Annotated in this window: 9 protein-coding genes; all 9 read right to left on the bottom strand. The window is 58.2% G+C overall.

Going from position 1 to position 20,165, the window contains the following annotated elements; translation table 11 throughout:
* Positions 1–58: 58 nt before the first annotated feature.
* On the bottom strand, positions 59–2,968 hold the full coding sequence (locus NDI79_RS19905; RefSeq protein WP_310930441.1) for a helicase-related protein: 2,910 nt from the start codon (positions 2,966–2,968) through the stop codon (positions 59–61).
* A 4-nt stretch (positions 2,969–2,972) separates the two neighbouring features.
* Positions 2,973–3,440 (bottom strand): group I intron-associated PD-(D/E)XK endonuclease, encoded by a 468-nt coding sequence (locus NDI79_RS19900; protein WP_310930440.1) that lies wholly within the window; start codon positions 3,438–3,440, stop codon positions 2,973–2,975.
* Positions 3,441–3,574: 134 nt separating this feature from the next.
* Positions 3,575–5,725, bottom strand: a complete 2,151-nt coding sequence (gene pglZ / locus NDI79_RS19895) for a BREX-5 system phosphatase PglZ (protein ID WP_310930439.1) — start codon at positions 5,723–5,725, stop codon at positions 3,575–3,577.
* A 2-nt stretch (positions 5,726–5,727) separates the two neighbouring features.
* Positions 5,728–10,047 (bottom strand): BREX-5 system adenine-specific DNA-methyltransferase PglX, encoded by a 4,320-nt coding sequence (gene pglX, locus NDI79_RS19890; RefSeq protein WP_310930438.1) that lies wholly within the window; start codon positions 10,045–10,047, stop codon positions 5,728–5,730.
* An 80-nt stretch (positions 10,048–10,127) separates the two neighbouring features.
* Positions 10,128–11,093, bottom strand: a complete 966-nt coding sequence (locus NDI79_RS19885) for an AAA family ATPase (RefSeq protein ID WP_310930437.1) — start codon at positions 11,091–11,093, stop codon at positions 10,128–10,130.
* A gap of 110 nt (positions 11,094–11,203) precedes the next feature.
* On the bottom strand, positions 11,204–15,019 hold the full coding sequence (locus NDI79_RS19880) for a hypothetical protein (protein WP_310930436.1): 3,816 nt from the start codon (positions 15,017–15,019) through the stop codon (positions 11,204–11,206).
* Positions 15,016–15,606 carry a BREX protein BrxB domain-containing protein gene (locus NDI79_RS19875; protein ID WP_310930435.1) on the bottom strand — a complete coding sequence of 197 codons (591 nt, stop codon included), beginning with the start codon at positions 15,604–15,606 and terminating at the stop codon, positions 15,016–15,018. Before NDI79_RS19875 ends, NDI79_RS19880 begins: the two co-directional genes overlap by 4 nt.
* Positions 15,603–19,322, bottom strand: a complete 3,720-nt coding sequence (locus NDI79_RS19870; protein ID WP_310930434.1) for a hypothetical protein — start codon at positions 19,320–19,322, stop codon at positions 15,603–15,605. The genes NDI79_RS19875 and NDI79_RS19870 overlap by 4 nt, the downstream gene beginning before the upstream one ends.
* Positions 19,322–20,161: a BrxA family protein gene (locus tag NDI79_RS19865; RefSeq protein WP_310930433.1), complete on the bottom strand. Its 840-nt coding sequence runs from the start codon at positions 20,159–20,161 to the stop codon at positions 19,322–19,324. The genes NDI79_RS19870 and NDI79_RS19865 overlap by 1 nt, the downstream gene beginning before the upstream one ends.
* Positions 20,162–20,165: the final 4 nt, after the last annotated feature.

Raw genomic sequence — 20,165 nt, 5'->3', positions numbered from 1 at the left:
GGAGCATGCGCTAGATATTCGGCGGCTAACGCCGAATATCTGTACGCTTCTTTATCTCCTATATCGGGAGGGCAAGACAGATGTTCTCGACGTCGGGAGCTAATGAAATCACCTGCGCCTTCCGCTGCAGTTCATTTTGACGTTTCTCGATCCGTTCCTCAAGCTTGGAGAGCCGATCCCGTTGCCTCCGGATCGCGATGTCCATATCAGATCCAGCTTCTGCTTTCCGCTCGTAATCCGCGATGAACGTCTCGATCCTCTCACGTTCGGCTTCCGCGTAGGTCTCGAGATCGTCAAGTTCTTGCTGTGTCTCCTCTCTACGACGTTGCTGGAGTTTGTCGCGTCGTGATTCGACACGCTGACTCACGTACCGGTCGGCAGACGAACGCATCTCGCGCTGGTGCTCAAGGAGCGTTCGCACACGGTCGCCATCCGGGGAGCCCTTGATCGTGTCTCCCTCGATGATTCGTTGGCCCAGGCGCTGCTGAGGGTCACGATGCGTTGCATCGACGAATACGGGGAGTATCTCTTCACGGATGACCTCGCCCGTCCCGTCCTCGAATCTGACGCGGTAGTTGTAGGTGATTCCCGGCTCGTCGACGAACGGGAGCAGCTTAAGGCCCACCGCACCCTGATCGCTGTCGAGCACTCGCTGCATCAGCTCTTGGACGAGGTCTGCATCGGGAGAGATGTACTCGATCCCGTCGTGGTCCATCGCGAACTCACGGTTGAACGTGAACGGTCCGTACGGCTCACCGTCACGCGAGCGTCGAAGCGAGTCGGGCAGTTCTGCACGGAACAGGTTGTTTCCGGCCTTTTCGACGTTTCCACCGAGCGCGGAGATTCCCAACTCGAAGAACTGTCGAATGTCGGCTTCACTCCCATAGACGTCCTCGGACTGGTCCATCACCTCCTGGATCTTCCGGCGGCTCTCCTCGTCGAACGTGCTGGTGTCGATGAGACTGCGTTCGTACCACTCCGCGAGCGTCCTCTGTCGCTCGTTGATGAGCTCTTCGAGTTCCTCCTTGGTCGCACTCGCTGGCTCGTCGTTCCGGATGGACTCCATGATGAGCGAGTCGACGTTAATGTCGTCGAGCATCCCTAGCACGTCGGCAGTATTCCCCAGCTGGCCGCGGATGTTCTCGACCTTCTCCTGGAGCATCTCGAACACCTCGCTCTCGCGGGTGTCCTCGAACGAGAAGTTCCACACTTTGACCTCTTTCTCCTGGCCGTAGCGGTGGAGGCGACCGATGCGCTGTTCGAGGCGGTTTGGGTTCCACGGCAGCTCGTAGTTTACCATGATATGGCAGCTATGCTGGAGGTCGATCCCCTCGCTCGCTGCGTCGGTCGCGAAGAGCAACCGGGACTGGCCGTGGTTGAACTCGTCCTCGATGCGAGCACGGTCTTCCTTGTCGACGCCACCGTGGATGACGAGGATCTCGTCGGCCCATGGCTCGTCCTTCACCAGTTCGAGGATGTAGTCGAGCGTGTCGCGGTACTCCGTGAACAGCAGCACCTTCTCGTTGGGCTGTTCTTCGAGCAGTTGCTGGATGTACCGTCGAACCTTCTGGGCCTTCGAGTCGACAGGGATGCCCTCTGCGAGCGAGACGAGGTCTCTGAGCGTCTCGATTTCCTCTTCGAGTTGGGCGTCGCTCTCGGTGATCGTGAGCCCTGCGAGCTCTTCTTCGGCCTTCTGCTGGTCCTGCTCGTCAAGGTCCTCTCCCTCGAGATAGGCGGAGGCCTCTTCGGACAAGGATGTCGCCGTCGTCTGCTGGTCCACGAGGTTCGCGAGTCGGCGGCTGAGCGTCGCCTTGATCGCTCCGATACTGCTGACGAGGCGCTTCTGCATCAGCGCCATCGCGAAGCCCACAGCAGGCTCGTTGAGCTGCTCAGATCGGTTGTAGACGTTCTTGACGTAATCCGTGACCGCACGGTAGAACTGGCGCTCTTCGTGAGTCATCTCGACCGGGACGGTTCCGACCTCTCGATTCGGGAAGATGCGCTCGCCATCGTCGTCGTAGATGGTCTGCTTCCCGCGGCGCATCATCACGCGGTCGACCGCCTCTTTTGAGAGGTCTTGGTCCTCGGCGACGAGGAAGGGGTCGATGTACTCGATGAGCGAGCGGAACGCCTCGCCCTTCCCGTCGTGTGGCGTCGCACTCAGCAGGAGCAGCGAGTCGGAATTGTCGGCGACACGCTCGACCATCTTCGACGTCTTGCTCGGAGACTCGCCACGCTTGGCTGCCTTGTGTGCCTCGTCGACGACCACGACGTCCCAGAACGCGTCGTCGAGTTCCTCGCGGAACTCTTCCTGACGGAGGAACGCCATACTCGTGACCAGCTGCTGGTGGTCTTGGTCCCAGATGTTCGCCTCCTCGCCGAGACGACGGCGTTCACCTTCGACCCACTGCCGATCCGCTGGTGTGAGGCTGATGTCGAAGAAGCGGTCCATATCGCGGATCCACTTCTTCTGGAGATGGGCGGGGACGACAAACAGGACGCGGTCGGCGCGGTTGCGTGCTGTGAGCTCTTTGAGGATGAGCCCCGCCTCGATGGTTTTCCCCAGCCCGACGTCGTCGGCGATGAGCGCTCGCTGTCGGAGCTTCTGCATCACCCAGTTCACGCAGGCGAGCTGGTACGGTTCGAGGCGGACCAGAGAGTTCGAGATGCTCAGTAGTTGTCCTTGCTCGTGGGCGATCTGGAGCTGGAGCGCCTGTGACCGGAGGTCGAACCACTCTGCAGAGACTGATTCGTGGTCTGGATGTAGCTGGGTGGCTGTCGCCGGTTCGAGCGCCCCGAGCTGGTCTTGCTTCCGCTCGATCTCCACGTCGTCGATACAGACGGTTTTAACGCCGACATCCTCGACGTAGGCTCGCAGGTACTCAAGGTCGCCAACAGAGTACGTCTTGATGACCTCGGCGGGGTTGTCGTTGAGCAGAATCGTGTCTCCTGGGTTGAGTGAGTCCATATCGTTAGGTCGAGTCTGGATTCTGTCCCGTGTCTTCTGCGTCCGGGGTCACAGTGTGGTCATGCAGGTTCGAAAGTGCTTGAGCGAAAGTATAGTCGTCAAGGATGTTCGCGATACTCGCATTGTGCTCCGTCATTTCGTCTCTACCTTTCGCATTCACTCTGAACTCGTTTTGGCCGACCTCATCGAAGGTTGCATAGAATACTTTGTCCTCCTGAACGACGTAGCCAGCAAATATGTCGACTTGACCCGCCTCGTATCGGTCTGTGAATATCCGGTATTTCCAGGATTTCTTGTTCATCTGGTTGGCCTTCTTGACCTGCACTCGCAGGAGTTCGTCGTCTTTGTCTGCGACCAAGTCGTATTTGTACTGGCCGTGGGTGTACGAGACTCGACAATCGTTCCTAACGAGATCTGCAGCAACTGCGAATTCAGCCAATTCGCCATCAACGTGACCGGTGTTCCGACTCATAATCTGGAAGCGATGGTTTGGACGTGACTATGCTGCGCTTCTGGTGTGCGTGAATGCCGACTGACATAGGACGATGGATACCTATTATGACCGAATCTGGTCTTATCAATCTTCGCGAAGAAAGGGTGAGACCGCTACTCCTGCGTGATAGTGACGAAGTTCAGCACGAACTCCTGCGGGAGAACGCCTCCGTGGTAGAACCGCGCGTCAGGGAGGCCCTGGTTGCGGAAGCGCTGGATCGGATCGGCGAGGATACTGACTTTCGCATCGTCGTCGAGGTACCCCAGGTGGGTGTCCTCGTCGAGCAAGACGCCTGGTGCGTCATCATCGAGATCTGTTCCAGCAACCCATCGTCGGGTCACCTGTTCGGCGTTGTCCGGCGGGTGGAGATCGTCGATATCGACGTGCTTCGGCAATGAGACGAAGCCGTGGTCCGAGAGGATGTACGCACGGTCCCACTCACCCTTGTCCAGCTTCTCACAGATGATGCTTGAGATCGCTTCGATGCGGTCGCTAAACAGCTCCTCGAAATTCGTCAGCTCCTTCTCACCCGTCTCGTCGATGTCGTTCCAGTAGTAGGCGACGCGGGTGTTGCTCCAGCCCACCTCGTCCTCGGCGTCCTGCATGATGTAGCTCCAGCCGTCGTTCTCGAGGAGGGTCTGGCGACGGTGGTTCGTGATCTTGCGGTCGTTGCGCTCGGGAACGAGCTCGCCGTCCTGGAGTTCGATGTTGAAACTGAACTTACTGCCGGGCGTGAGCGCGGCCTTTCCGAATTCGGTATCGGATGGGAGCGTGCCAACCCACGTGCTCTCGTCGACTTCGAGCTGGGGAAGTTCGCGACGGATCGAGTCGGCGAGTTCGTGGGCGAGGTCGAACCGCAGCGCGTCGACGATGAACAGTGCGACACTCTGGCCGCTCTGGAGGTGCTCCTGCTCCTCGGCGAAGAACTGGTGAGCGTGCTTCTCACCGACGAAGGGTGAGCCAGCTTTGATCTGGTCGACGACAAGGTCACCGAGGTCAGTGAGGTACTCGAGGTACCGCGATTTGGTCAACGAGGAACGAAGGCCGTCGAGCGTCGCCGTCGCCGGATGCTCCTCGGGGAGCCCGGTCTCCGGTTGGCCAGAGACGATGAGATTGAAGACGGCGTTGTCGATCTGCCAGGTCCCCCCATCGACATCGCCGTAGAGATCGACGACGTCACTGGTGTCGCCACGCTCTTCCCAGGTCGCGAGTTCGTTCGCGAGGGTGGCCACGTCGATGGCCTGCTCCCAGACGTTCGTCCACGGAACGTCGCCGTAGGTTGACTCGAGGCGGTCGTGACGCTGCTTCGCCTGGGTGACACACGTCTCGTACTCTCCGCTGTTGAACGACTGGGTCCACTCGTCCCAGAGTCGGTGTTCGAGAGAGGCGTCGACCGGACAATCGACGAGCTTCCACGGCTCGTCGTAGGTGCGGAGGACGTCGTGCCAGAACCGCTGGTCCGGATCGAGGTAGACGTTCGCCAGTTCACGCTTCTGTGCGGTCTTGCTCAGCATCGACCGAAGTTCGGGTCTGGACACACCGAATCCCGTGCTTGGTTCGGGCTGGTACTCCCGCGGAAGCAGCGACTTCTCCAGTCCTTCGTCGACGAGCCACTCAGCGACTGCCCAGCGGCGTGTTCGTTCGACGATGGTTCGTACGTCGGACTCGCCCTCGACGGCCTTGACGCCATTGTCGACCAGTAAGTCACGAATCTTCAGGAGTTCGTCGCCATCCGGGAGGTTTCGCGTCCCGTGTTCGAGGACGAACTGCACGGGATCGTCGTGGCCGTCCAGCACGATCTTTGTCTGGAGACCCTGGAGTGACGGGAGACCACCCTCGCCGTTGAGTTCCTTGTAGAGCGTTTGGGCTACCTTCTCGCGGTCCTCAGCATCCTTGTATGCGGTACGAATCGTTGCCGCTTGGAGGCGTTCGTTTTCGAAGCAGCGTGCAGCTAGCTTACCGATGTGTTGCTCGACGACACCACCGGTGTGTTCGACGTCCTTGAACCAGTCGACGTCGCCGCTGCTGGGCTGGGGTACGTACCAGACGGTTCGGTTGCGTGGTGCGTCCGCACGGAGCTCTAACGGCGTCTGCTCGGCGGCACGGAACTCACAGCGGAGTTGGGTGCTCGCATGTTCAACGATGTCTCGGAGGTAGCCGCCGTCGTCCCACCAGAGGATGACTGGGTCCTCGTCGGCCGCATCGTCGATAGCGCTCTCGATCGCCTCGTGGGCGCACTGTGGGAGGGTGTTCGTCGCTGGCATACTTAGAGAACGTCATCCTCCACCGTCTTCGGGACGATATCGGCCTCTGCGAGGGGTGCGATATTGATTTCGACACCGTGCTTGTGGTTCGGTTGGTACCCTTCAGTCGTTATTTCTGAGAGTGCGCGGTCGGTCCAATTGGAGGGAATTCGTTTGTCGATGGTCTGGCAGCGGTCGCCGATTTCCTCTGCCAATGCTTTGAACTCTGCCAGTGGAAGGAGATTGTCGACGTTCTCGACGCCCTCTTCGTCGGCTATCGCTTCGAGGAACTCCATGTCGACGACTGAGGGGTCATCAAGACTGGTCGCGAGCGAGGCAAGCAAGCGCTCTTCGTCTTTCAGATTCTCGAACGGTTGCCCGTCATCGTCAAGCAGTTCGGCTCCTTCCCGCTCGAAGTAGTAGGTCATGAACAGGATGCCCGTGCTGGAGTAGTGGTCCGATCCCTTGAGTCGGTCATTAAAATACTCGAACAGGTCCGCTAGGTGTGCCTCGACTGACTCATCAGACGGATTGACGTACTCCTCACAAGCGCGTTCGAGTTCGCTGAGGGCGTCGTTCCACTCATATCGCCACTCGTCGACGGCATTCCAGAAGTTGTCCGAGAAGGTGTCCTGAAACCACTCTTCACTGTTACGCTCGCGTAGGTCCGCCAGCGTCTCCACGCGCTCTCGGGTTTCCTCGCGGAAGGTGGCGACCTTCGGAGCAAGTTCCTCAACGAGTTGTCGGTCCTCGTCGCCGAAGTCACGTTCGGTGGTGCTGCCCAGATCCTGAAGCACGTCCTCGAAGACGCTGATCTGGTTGAGTCCGCTCGCACAGCGCTCGTACTGCTCGGCGGCTTCCGCCTGTTCACTCGTTGAGAGGGACTGGTCACTCCGACGGCGGTTCGCGGCGCTCCGGCGTTCTCGGAGTTCGGCCTTTCTGGGTTCGAGGTACTGAGTGGCGAGCCGGTCTAGGAGTCCCGAATCGAGGCTATGGTAGTCAACGAAGCACGCGAACCCCTCGCCCGCCGAGTCGGCGATGAGGCGTTCACTGGTGAGCTTCCAGAGAATCGGCGTACTCTCCATCTTGTCGACGTGATAGTCAAAGAGATGCTCCTCGACGAACGCCCGGAGATTGGGATAGGCCTCCTCGGCGGCGGCCGTTGCACCGAGACACTCGTCGACTTCGGCGAGCCGGTCTGATGCGTGCTTGCCGTAAGCCTCCTGGAAGCGGTCGATAATTCGGTCGAGTATATCGGCTTTGCCGCCGGTGGAATGGAGTGGGATGATGCCGTCTGGTTCTGCACGGACGACTTCCATCGCGAAGTGATGGACGAGGTCTTTGACGTGTCGATCGACGTTGTCCGGGACTTCTGGGACTGATTCTGGGTCTGGGATCTCACGATCCTCCGGGGATTCCGACGTCCGGAGGAATATCTCTTGGCGAACCCGTGCTTCCGTTTCCGGCGAGACACCGACTGTTTCGAACACGTGCTCGTCGATCGCCCCGGAGAGTTCCTCCAGCCGGGACCGACGACGAAGCCGCTCCCGCTCCACCTGCGCAACCCTGCTCGTGATACTCATATTTGCTGCATCGCCGGTCATCTCTGTCTCCACGATTTCGGTTATATGGTCGACATGAGCATGCTCGTACACCGAGTCAGCCGGATACGTTTTCGGGAGAAGTCTTGGCCCAATGTAGTGAGGACTCGTCGGCTTTCGGGATTCGTTCTCCAATTGCAGCCTGAACTGCTCCTGGGCTAGTTCTGCGAGCTGATCTTGTTCGGCGAGGTCTTCCACCCAGGGCATCCGCCCAACATCCCCCACTTGCCAATGACGTTCGACGGTGAGGGACAGGAATAACGCGTGGTACAGGTTTGAGTTGAGAATCGCCATGAGTACCCAGTCCGAGACAGCATCGGTGAAGAACATACAGCCCGTGCCGTCGAACGATCCACCCGGTGGGAAGTAGCCGAACCGACGGCCCGTTCGTTTAACGTACGTCCACGTCAACCCCGCTTTTCCGAACTGTTCCTCGTTCTTCAGGGCAGCTCCTGCACGACGAAGTTCGTCACCATCGAAGGCCCAATTCAGGCTCGTGGAGATACGCGGAAGCACCCAGGCGTCGGTTCCACCTTTCGCGTACGGGATGTACCGGTCGTCACCATCGACCTCCCAATGGTACCGGATAAACCGATCATTATCGTTCGTATCCATCCCCTTCGCAGCCGTCCCCAGACTGGTACCCTCCACTCGGGCAGCGTCCGGATCCAGCTTCGTTTCCGTATCGTGTAGCCGTCGTATTGCTTCTGGCGTGGAGTAACACAGCGGCGTCCGAGGGATGTGCTTGAACTCGTCGTAGGGAACGTGGAACACCCGCTTCACGTCGTTTTCCGAGCTCTGTTCGAACACCGTCTCTCGGAACACTCGTTCCTTCTGGTAGCTATCGACATCGTGCAACCGAATGAAGGACCCCTGGGTGCTCTCGTTGTCACCGACTCGCACGACGGTCCCCACGGTTCCTACCATTGCATTGTCCAGTATACCGTACCCGAACTCCGCCAAGAAGTCGAAGCCTCCCTGTTCTCCGACGAAGTCCTCCCGGAACTCCTGGAAGGTATTCTTGAACATGAAACTGTGCGGGATGAGCATCCCGACGCGACCGGAGTCGTGAACGATCCGGCTCCCGACTTCGAAGAAGTTGACGTAGAACTCGGGTGGGTAGTCGAACTTTGACCGGACGTAGGACTGCACGACGTCCGGCATACGGTTCTGTGCACCATACGGCGGGTTCATCAGTGCCACGTCGTAGTCCTGTGCCAGGATATCCAGTAGCCGGACGAAGCTCCGAAGATCCTGTGCTAGGAACGAGTCCGAGTCTCGGTGTTCTTCGACGGCCTCCCGCAGACTGTGGAGCACCTGTCCGAGCGTGTGGTCTACTGTCGGATCGTCGTCGAGCGTGATCTGAACGCCTTCCGTATCGCTGTCGTCCTCAAATAGGTCACCGAGCGTCCCGCGAACGTCAAGCAGGCTCCCGAGCCCGTGGACTTCCTCGAAAGCGTCGAGGATTCGGCGGAGGGCGCCCTCAACCTTCGGGTTGTCGCCGGCCACCTCGTCGAACACTGCCTCGACACCGTCGACATCGGCCACCTTCGCGTCCGCACAGACGATACCAACTTCAGGCATGTCGAAACCCTCAGTACCTTCCGCCTCTGTGCGGGTCCGGCCCTTCAGATACAGATTGAACGCCGCGAGCTGGCAGGCCCGCATATCCAGATCGACGCCGTAGAGATTTTGCTGGAGAATCTTCCGCGGAATCTCCTCCGCAGAGAGGTCCGTCTCGGCACGCCAGATACGCTCCAGCACGTCGAACGCATACAGCAGGAAGTGCCCGCTCCCACAGGCAGGGTCGATGACGCGAAGCTCCTCCGGGTGCTCGAAGTCGGTCGATTCTCCTTCTTCCTCCGAGGGAACGAGATAGGTGCAAAAATCGGCGACATCAGGTGACTTGTCGGGAGAGAGTGGTCGATTCTTTCGCTCATCCGAAGAGAACGCTTCCTGGGACTTGACGACACCTTGCAATTCGCCGGTGTGTTCGAGGTAGAGCTTACCGAGCGAGTTGTCAGTGAGCATCCGCACAACCCAGTGAGGTGTATAGAACTGGTTCGCTGGTGGAACGTCCTCAGGGTCGAGGCCTTTGCGGTCGCCTTTCCTCCGGAGGTCGTCGAGCAGTTTGACGTTGTAGTATTCGTAGACCCAGCCGAGCACGTCGTCGGCCCGCCAGACCTCGTCAGGGACCGAGTCGAGCTTCTCGCAGAGTTCCTCGAAGGTATCGTCATCTGGATCGATAAGACTGTAAGCGGATGAACGGTCGAAGAGAATCTCGATTTCCTCGGCAAACTCGTCACAGGCGTTGTGATACGCTTCGAGGATGGCCTCATCTTCCAGTAGGAATTCCTCGTGGACGAGCGTCTCTGCAGCCGGCGTCAGACCATTCTCTTTGAAGACGGTGACCTCCTCGCCGACGAAGTCACGTACCTCCATACAGCGCAGCGCTGCAAGGCGATTGACGATGGTATACCCGACACCTGTGACGTACTGTTCGAACGCCTCGTCCCACGTATGACCGTCCACAACTTCGAGTTCGATTGCTTCGACGAGCCGCTCCATATCCTCGTTCACCGATTCAAGATCCTCCGGCTCGTCATCGAGACCCTTCTGCGTCAGTTGGAACCGGACGTTGCCCTCGACGCGTTCACGGAGATCTTCGACGATGTCTTCGAGATGTTCACGTTCGGCCTTGTCCAGTTGCGCCTTTCGCTGAGAGAGTGAATCGCCTTCCATAGAATGTAATCCAGTATGCTAACACGAACTGACAGGAGTGTCTTTAATATTGCTACCAGGAACGAAGATCACGATTTCGGTTAATCACTTTGTTGTTGAGCAACGTCTGCAAGCACCGACGAAATTTGAACAGATGCATCACCTCCTGCATCAAGCCGGTATGCTGCCTCGCCGATTTGATTGATTAGACGGAGAGTCGATTCGTCGAAGTTCTCGAGGTTGTGTGCGACATTGTGGGCTTCAAAGAGAATATCCTTGCCAGATACGCCCTCGGAGAGCAACTCGTGTAACTTCGATACCGCTTCCTCATAATCACCAGCTAACGCTGCATATACCATGTTCTTCACAGTATCTGGGCGAACAGAGGTCAGGGTGTCGTCAACGTCCGACTCGGTGATTCGATCGTCGTCCGCGGTTCCAACCGCTTGTAACGCGTTGATTGCCCTTCGGAGATCCCCATCTGCGATTCTGCTGAGTGCATCGATAGCCTCATCAGTAACTGAAACACCTTCACTACGAGCAATCTTTGTGAGTCGATTGCGGATCATCTCACGATCCACAGGAGAAAACCGATAGACTGCGCAGAGCGACTGAACGCTAGAACTGACTAGTGAAACGTCGTTACATGTGAGAATGACTCGAACCCGGTCTGTGTGTCTCTCCATTAGTGGTCTAAGCATCATTTGGGCGTCTCTTACTAGACTCTCTGACTGTTCTATGACTAGTAGTCGTGGAGCCTCTCCTTTGTAGTCTGTTTTAATGAACGGTAAGATTCTCGAACGAACTTGGTCTACTCCTCGAACGTCCATTCCATCTAAGATATGCGTATGCGTGCGCCATTCCGCACCGTGGATCTCCTTAGATAATATTCTCATGACTGTGGATTTTCCAGTCCCAGGAGGACCTACGAGCAACAGGTTTGGGAATTCACCCGTTCGGGAATAGTTCTGGAAAGTAGATATGATACTCTCGTTTCCGTCAATCTCCCCGAACGAATCGGGACGATACTTCTCCGTCCAAGTTTCAGTCTGTTTCCACTTCGGCATAAAGTGACGAAGCGTTGGGTAACCATTTTATTCTACTTGTTCTATGACTGTACAGTACCCCTGCATTAGGAAAGAACGAATGAGACTCCAGCAAGAGTCTGCTTGTGAGTCTACTCTTCGATCAATACGATACCGCCGTCCTCGACGTCATCCAGTGCCTCTCTGACTTCGCGGATTCGGGTCAACAATTTCTTGGACTCATCGAGGAGTTCCGTCGCTCGTTCATCAGTCGGTCGGTCGTCCGCGTCGATTAACCCCGTCACCTCGTCGGTAACGGCAGCGTTCGGAAGCTCCTGTCGGAGATCCTCTGCGACACGTTGGAGCTCCGCCCATGAATTGTCGTCAGCTCCTGGCGGCTTGGGGTCCTTCGCTTCCTCAATGAGCCGTCGAACTCGCTGGATCGACGGTGGTCGCGAGGCGTCCAGCACCGTAGAAACCGACTCGGTCGTTGGCGAATCTGGGTTCTCTGCTCGAAGATCTTCATGTGCAGACTGTAGCTTCGACCACGGGCTCGGCTCTCCCTCAAGTAGTTCTCGAGTTTTCTTGTAATCCTCGGTCTGCTGGCGCACAGACGAATCAACCAGATCACCCTCGGCGACCTGATCCCCGTTCCAGGCGCTCCCGAACACCAACTCGAGGTCGTCAAACGAGACGCTATCGAACGTTGCTGTAGCGTCGTCGAGGAGCGCTTTGACGTCCGGCTCGTTCTCACGAAGCCACTCCGTCAACTCTTCCCGAATCTCGTCGGGGTCTGTCGTGTCTGTGGCGTTACCTGTCACTCGACGGTACTGCTTGGATAGTTCGTCGACCCGGTGCTCGATTGCCTTCGCAAGCCGCGAGGTGACCGTCGATTTCGTCGGAACAGACCCACTGACAGCTGTCGTCTGCATCCGCGATGTAATCGCCGCACTGGGGTAGAGATCCTCCAGTAACTCGAGCGTCTCGGTAAACTGCGCCCAGAGCGTTTTCCCTCCGTCCGCTGTAGCGAAGAGGTCGCGTGCGTCTGCGAAGGTTTCGGCCTCAGACTGAACGTCGTCGTCGGCCAACTCGGACGTGGCGATATCGCCGCCACTGTAGGCCGGTTTTAGAATGGACTCCAGCCCGTCAAGATCCATATCAAACTCTCTGGTGACACCCTTGAACGTCCGCTTGACGAGGATGCTGTTGGTTTCGGCCCACAAGGCGAGCCCGGCAACCCATATGTCTGGGTCGTTGCCTTCGGGATCGTGGCCAAGGACCGTCGACACGATCTTGCGAACCTCTTTAGGGTTAGTGATTCCATCGTCGACGCCGAACCGCACCTGCATTGACGTGAGCCCACCCTTCGTCCGGACCTGTCGACCGATCGCCGTTGGATCGGTCACGTAGTCCGTATCCTGCTTGAGTGCGACCTTCTCGTTCGACATTGCGAGCGTGATGAGCAGCGCCGCAATCGACTCCTGTGGCGTCCCTCGGTAGTCGCCGTTCGCCGTCCGCGTTTGCTGGAGCAGCGTTTCGACGTCCACTGCAGTCTGTGACTCGTACTCGTCGATGAACTCCCGACACCAGCCAGTGTCCGCAATCTCCGTGCTGGACGTATCGACGCCGAGCATCACGGCGTCTCTATCGGCGAGTGGCCAGTCGCCACTTCCCCGAAAGAATTTCGCCAGCTCCTTCGCGTCGTCCACCTCGACGAGCGGCCGGGAGAGGACTCTCCGAGTCGAGCCGAACACTGCCTGCACCTGGTCTTCGACGACATCGTCGAGGACGTTTGGTCGCTCACCTCGGTAGTCGTGGACTGTGTGGACAGACGCGTTTTCGAGGAGATCGCTCACGGACGACTCGAGCCGCCGTTTATCGGTCCGGTGTTCCCGTTCGAGTTCCTCGTGACTCTCGGTCTCTTCTTCCAGTACCTGCCCCATCCCGATAACGTTGCGAATCCTGTCGAGTGTCGTCTCCGGAACGTCGATTGCGATGAGGATGTGTTCACCACCGTCGCGTCCGTCGTTCACGTCCTGCCACGTCTCCACTTGGTCCGAGACCGTATCGGCGTCATCGGCGAGGACGCGAATTCGGACGGCATCGTACTCCGTGGTCGGCGCTCTGCCCACTGGATCGAGGATGGAGTACTCGTACCGGAGCGGAACGAGCCGCTCGTCGCCAACGTCGGCCTCGTGCAGGCTGTTGTCGCTCCTGAAGAAGTCGTCGCTCTCCCGGAGTCGTGTCTCCAGCCAGGCAGAGAGCTGGTGTGGCGATATCTGCTCGGCTTTCGTCTGTGCCCGACTGAGGATACTCTCCTGTTCCTCCGAGACGAGTGTGTACACCTCGTCGCCCTTGTCGTTGGTCTCCGTGAGCACCTTCCGCTTATCGACGAGCGTGTTGAGTGCCGATTTGGTTTCCTCGACGCGCTGGTCAACCGAGGCGTTCACGTCGTCGAGCATCAGCCGCCCGAGGTTCTCCGGCGTCGCCGGGACTGCAGGCGTCTGGTTCAGCAGGTACAGCGCCTTCGAGACGTGGACTTCCCACGCATCCTCGTTCCCATCGAAGGTCGGAATTAGCGTGTTCTCGAGCATCTCCTGAACCCACAGCGGCACATAGGTCGTCTCCTCAACGAGCAGGTCGAACAGTTCGTTCCACGTGACGAGGGCTCCCTCCTCCGCATCAGCCCAGCCGAACTTCGTGAACAGCGACCGCACCAGGACGAGCAACGCACGGCCCTGGATGTAGTCACGCTCGGTCGCTCGGCCTTGCGTGATCAGCTCCTGCATCACCTTCCGCAACAGCGTCAAGTCGTACTCGCGGAACGGGTAGGACTCGACCGCATCAGGATCAGCACTCCCGACTGGTGAATACGCCTTCAGCGAGAGGTCCGGCATCGATGAGATGAGCGAGGAGACTCGAGAACTGCCTGCACCGTCTTTCTGCAGCCAGCGTTTCCGGACGATAATCTCCGTGTCTGTGCCTTCTAGCCGCACCTGCTGGTGGGTCCAGTGGTCATCGTTCACCTCACCGATGAGTTTTTCACGCGTGTCTGGCAGCGGGTACTGACCGGTCGTCATGACGACTGGATTCGGACCATTTTGGAGCGCTTCCATCGTCTCCTCGAATTCACGATATCGGTGCCTGCTGTCGCCGACGAACAGCGCGACCTCGTCTAGCCCGAGGAAGAGCTCGGTGTTCGGCCCCTCCTCGTTCAGGGCGTCGGTTACCGTCTCCACACGTTCAACCAGTTCCTTAGGATTGAACGACCCAGGATCGACCTCGTCTTCGGCCCGCTCGATGGATGCCTTCGCGCCATCACTAGTTTCGAGCTCGGTCCCTGTCGTCTCCGACAGTGCTGGGAGTGCCTCGTAGAGCCATCGCCGCAGCGAGGCACGCTCTTCGAGCACACCCTCAAACGTCTGCCCATCATACTCGGTGGTCTGGAGCGCATCCCAGACGCCGTCGTACTCCATATCGACGGTCCAGGCCCACTCGAGCAGCCAGTTGGGATCGGTCGGATAGCCGAGTTCGCGTCCAATCGCCTCGAAGATGAGGAACGGGAGCGGTGGTTCCTTCGACGCGTCCCGGTCGAGGAGATTCAGGAAAACCGGTTTGAGACGCTCGACGTGTGAGGCGTCGATCGACTGGGTGAGGTTGTCGAACCCAGGCCACTGCTCAGCGAGTTCGGTTCCCAGATGAGCGAACTCGGACTCGGTATCGACGACGAGACCGATAAGTTTCAGCAGGTGAGTCTTCCCTGAGCCGAAGGTTGCGTTAACATACAAGAAACGTTCTTGAGTTCCTGGATTTTCTATGATTTTCCCCAGTTCAGTGAGGACGCGCTTTGCGCTCTCCGTCTCGTGGAACTCAACGACGTCGGTTTCTGCCCGTTCACGGGCGTTGACCTTCTGGACTTCTTCGAGCTGTCGGGTCGGGTCGCTGCGGAATAGATTGCTGATACTCATTGTTGGAGGTGTTTCTCTGTAATCGGACCCGGGATCTGGTGCGCCGGGTAGTAATGTCGTGAATCTCCGTCGAAGAAGCTCAACTTCCCGCCGACGTCATCGCCAGGGTACGGAATCCCGATGGTCGATCTGACGTTCCGACGGTCGAGTTCGTCGAAGAGTTCAGAGGCACGTGTAAACGGGTAGAGACTCCCGATATTGAGGAGCAGGACGACGTGGTTCTGTTGTTTCAGATGCTCTTCGTCGATCTCGTTCTCGACCATCTCTTGGACGAGCTCTTCGGCGAGCCGATCCTGCATCGTGTCCTCGATGCGTTCCGGGCTCGTCTCGCTCCCGAGTGCAACGCACAGATTATACACCTTGGTCTGCGGAAGCAGTTCGTCGAGCCAGATCGGTTGGATAGAGATGTCTTCATCAATGCTTGGTGGCTCGTCAGACCCTGTCGCCCAACCACTGAGTCGGTCAACAGTTTGATGTTCGATTTCGGGTTCGACGGCCACAATAACGAACGGGTTTCGGATACCCGCCTGGCCTTCAGCGAACGTACAGAGCTTCTCCTTGAACGCACGGTACGGTGTGCCGGTCATCGGATGATCACCCCCGACTCCGTCACATCGATGTCCAGTTCTCGACGCTCGACGAGACGTTCGAGGTGTCGGTCGATGCTCTGACGGTCATCCGGAAGTACGCCGATCTGCTCGACTTCATCGGGCGTCCGGTCACCGACGATTGCGGTGAGTCGGTCGAGCCTGGACGCTAACTCGTCCATATCATACTCTGTCGCTGTGGATAGCGGATCTACGTCGGAGACATCATCAGCAGCCGAGACCAGTGTATCCTCGCCGTCTGAAGCGAGCGATGCGACAACTTGATCGATCGTCTCGTACCATCGCTGTATCTCTCGCAGCGGCGTGATGTACTCGCGTTCCATCGCGACCTGCACACCTGTCGGAAGCTCCGTTGCTGGGATGACCCACGGATGACCATCGATACGCTCGACGAGGTCAGTGAGCCCTTGCTGGTCGACGTAGGCGTTCCACGAGCGCTGGAACTCCTTGCTCAGCCCAGTCGTGGTCTCTGCGACGAGCGCCTTCCATCCGTCTGTCGTCCACCAGCTCCCATCGAAGGTTTCGAGCGCATCGCGTTGTGCAGTGACGGCCGATAGCGCTTCCTCGTCAACCCACTCGAACCGATCGTCGCCCACCGTGAGGTGCGCGTCGAACCGGTACAGAGACCTGATCCGACGGTTCCAGACGTCTTTCACTTCGTCGAACCACTCCTGTACGTTGTTCGTCTGTTCGATCGCGTCTCCGAGCCCGTCGCCCTGTGACCTCACGACGGACAACCGATCAGCAGTGGCGGTGATACGATCGGACAATTCCTCGATAAGTGCGTTCAGGAGTCCAGCGACAGCTCCCGAGTGAACGTCAGTATCGACGACTAACTGGACATCCTCTTGGAGTCCAATGAGCGACGATCGTAACTGCTGGTTCGCTTCCTGCAGGTGGATGAGTCCATTTGCGACCGTCTCCGTCGTCTGCTTGAAGCCACCTTCTTCGAGGAGCTTCCCGATTGGCTCACGCGGGAGCAGCTTCAGTCTCGTCGTCGAGAGCTGCTCTTGATCGAGAACAGCCGAGTTCTCCAGTGTATTCCCGTCTTCGTCGACAGGGACCAATCGGCCCTCTTGACAGAACCCCCAGATGATCGCACAGAGTGCCGGACGAGCGTCATCGTAGAACGGCTTCTTCCCAGTGATTCCGTCGAGGACGGTATTCATATTGAGGCCGTCATCGCGGCCTTTCAGCTGTCGGCCCGTGAGTGACATCACGTTACGCTGAATCGACTTCTTCCCTTGGCTTGCAGACGGATCGGACGATGGTACCTGAATCGTGTGCGCCCACGCAGGAAGTGGGTCGCCAGTCGAGAACTCCGCCAGTTCCTGCAAGCGATCGTCGGTCACCTGCAGCATCATCGGATGGAAGTCGTCGGGGTATCCGACGTCGACGGCGGTCTGGACAGCCTTGGAGATACCGCTGATATCCGTTCGGTCTTTCACCGTGTACGAACCGCTCTGCATCGCACTGACGAGCTTACTCCGAACAGCACTGGCACGCTGCTCGAGGTCTCGTTCCACAGCTGGCGGTGCATTGTGTGTCGAAATCGCGTCACGGAGTGCCCACCATTTACCGAGATGCTTCCGGAGGTCGTCCAGTCCGTCCGTATCTATTGTCCAGTAGAGAGTCTCCTCGTCACCGTTTTCGGGGGTGTGATCTGGGCGAACGCCCTGCACTTCGATGGAGACGTCCAGTCCACCGTCAGCGTCGACAGTGGTCTCGAAGTCGGTTCCATCGAGACGGAATCCATATGCAACGGGATACTCGTCACCGGAGTCCCCGTATGGGACCGACTCTGGCAGTGAGAGATCCTGTGTAATCCGGTGCCAGAGATGCTCGTCCAGTGCTTGCAGTATCGCCTCCCAGTCGGGGTCGTCCTCGTTGGCTTCGGTGTCGTCGTAGATAATCCGCTCTTCCTGGGTCGCGAAGCGGTACCGAGCTCCCGTTTCGTCTTCGGTCGGTCGAATGAATTTCTGGAGGCGTCCGAGCGACTCCTCGACTCGGTTCTGGGTACTGATCCAGGACCGGCCGTTGAGGTCCGACATCACGGAGACTGCGATGTTCCCCTCGTTGAGCGGGACGATATCGTGCACGTGTTGGAGTAAGAGAACGGCTTTCGCAACGTCGAGATCGAACTCCTCCAGATTCCCGTCATCCACCTCGTCTTTGATTCCTCGGCTCGCCTCGGAGCCCTCGATGACGCGCATGTCCGATTTGAGTATCTCCCTGAGCTCCGGCTTCACCAACTCGTAGAAATCGACGAGCGTGATAACCTGGTCGCCCTCCCCCTCGTCGACCCATTTCTGTAGGAGGCTGTGCATGAGCGCGAGAATGGCTCGGGCCGTGCCCGAGAATATTGACTTCGCCGGGTCACTGGCCTCCTGGCGGAGATTAAACAGAATCTCGAGGAACAGTGGAGCGTGGTACGGGAGGAACGGATAGAACTCAACGAGTTCCCCGTCGTCGATGCTGTCGAGTGGTGGTTTCGTGTTCTGCTTGATCTCGTTGTAGACCAGCGACTCAGTCGGCTTCACCGACGCGTTGTCGAGCACCTCCCGAACTGCTGCTTCCCCAACGTCGGACTTCTCGAATAGACGGCGCTTCGCGATATCGCCGACGTGCTTGCTGGGGAGCTGATAGCGGTGGGGGAATCGGTCCTTGACGATACTGAAGTCCGCACCGTGTGCAGCGAACTTCGGCTGGACGTCCTCGATCTTCGCCTGTGCGGTCGCGACTAACTGGATGTCGCCGTCGCCGATGTCGTCGACGTTCTCGGCGAGTGTCTGGAGTTCGGTCAGTCGCTCGAAGTCGGTCCCGATGAAGAGGCTGACCTCGTCGAGCAGCAACACGAGCTTAACTGGTTTCCCCAGCTCTGCCTGCCGCTCGGCCCGTAGCTCTTCCAGCCTGCTTACGACTTCCTCTGGGTCGATGTCGGACGGTTGCAGGTCTGTATACCCGTCGCGTGTCTCGTTGACTTCCTCGAAGAGCTTGGGCAGCACGACGTCTGCCAGTACACCATAGCTCTGGACGTCCTTCCAGAGGCTGTCCGATTGCCAGTTGTAATCGCTGGCCGCAGTTGTCACATCATCGAGCGCAGCTTCAGCGCGAGTCTGCCGATCGGACCACGCGTCTGTCGTTCGGAACCACTTCTCGAAGTAGGCGACGTCGAGTTGCGAGGACAGCCCTTCTGAGATGCCGTCATCAACGCCCGTCAGATCTGCGTCCTGGTGGGCGTGCCTGAGAACGATCTCACTGAAGCTCCGCTGCTTTTGTCCCTGGTACTTCAACAGGTTGACCGAGACTGGAATGACATAGTACTCGTCGTGAATCGCTTGCCAATGGTCGCTGAGTTGCTCGAACTCCTCGTCACCGGACGCCTGGACGAGATTTGACCAGACTGCATCCTGTTGTCCACCGAGCCAATCGGTGTCCAGCAGCCCATCGAGGACGGTCAGCAGGTGGCTCTTCCCACTTCCGTAGTAGCCGTAGAGCCAGTAGTTCGATCCCGTTCGCATGTCGTCTGCCTGTCCGAGCATTCGGTCGACGAAGTCCTCGATAAACCGACGGGAGTCGGCAGTCATATGATACGATCGGATCGCCCGCTGGCGGTGGTCTTGCTCGTCCCGGTCGATACGAACAGACTCCTCGAAGTCGTCTGGGAGGTCGTCAAACCAGTTCGCGTCGACCATTAGCTGTCACCTCCATCGTGTGCCCACAAGTAGGGCTCATCACTGGGACGTACGTTGAGGTCGCCGTGCAGTTCGAGATACTCCCATGCGTCGGTGCTCGCAACTCGGTCGAAGAGCTCTTCCCAACGGTTCTCAGGCTGGAAGAGATAGAGTAACCCGCGCGGCGCAGTGAGCCACTCATCGTCGTCGCTCTCGTATGAATAGTCCATCGCGACGAGCAACGAGATATCGCCTATCGACGGGGGTACACCAACGACTGATTGCTGCCCATCGAGCACACCGATCTTGCGCATTACGGATCGGAAGCCCTCGCACCACCGTTCGATGGTCGACTCCGCGTAGTTGAAGGAATCTCCGTCAGAGTACTCGAGCCGAGTGAGAATATCGACAAGCGTCTCGTTCGAGAAGTCAAGCGGATCCAGCTTGCCTTCTGCGAAGCGGGCGATGTATCCGTGAACGACGTACCGAACGAGCGAATCGTCTGAAATCAGGTAGAGATAGAGGATCTGTGCTTTGTCGCGAGTCGTCTGGCACTCGTCGAATATCGCTGGCAGAATACTCGGATTCGGGAGCGCCGTGGGAGCGTTCTTGAACCGCGACGTCAGCACACGGTATATTTTTTGAGAGCTGTCCCGTGTGCTTCGGTTCGATAGTCGTTCGTCGAACCAGATCTCTTTGACTTCGTTCCAGTTTCCGTACTCGGCGTAGAGTCGTGCGAGTTCCTCGGCTCGCTCAACAAGCAGACCACACATAGTCAGATCCATATTCACGTCCCCTGGAGACAGCTGGCGAGACAGTGACGGAAGAGGAGAGACGCCTCCGTCAGATGCGAGGTTCATACGT

Source organism: Halogeometricum sp. S3BR5-2, assembly GCF_031624635.1.
Taxonomy (GTDB): domain Archaea; phylum Halobacteriota; class Halobacteria; order Halobacteriales; family Haloferacaceae; genus Halogeometricum; species Halogeometricum luteum.
This window is presented reverse-complemented; position numbering and strand designations above follow the sequence as displayed.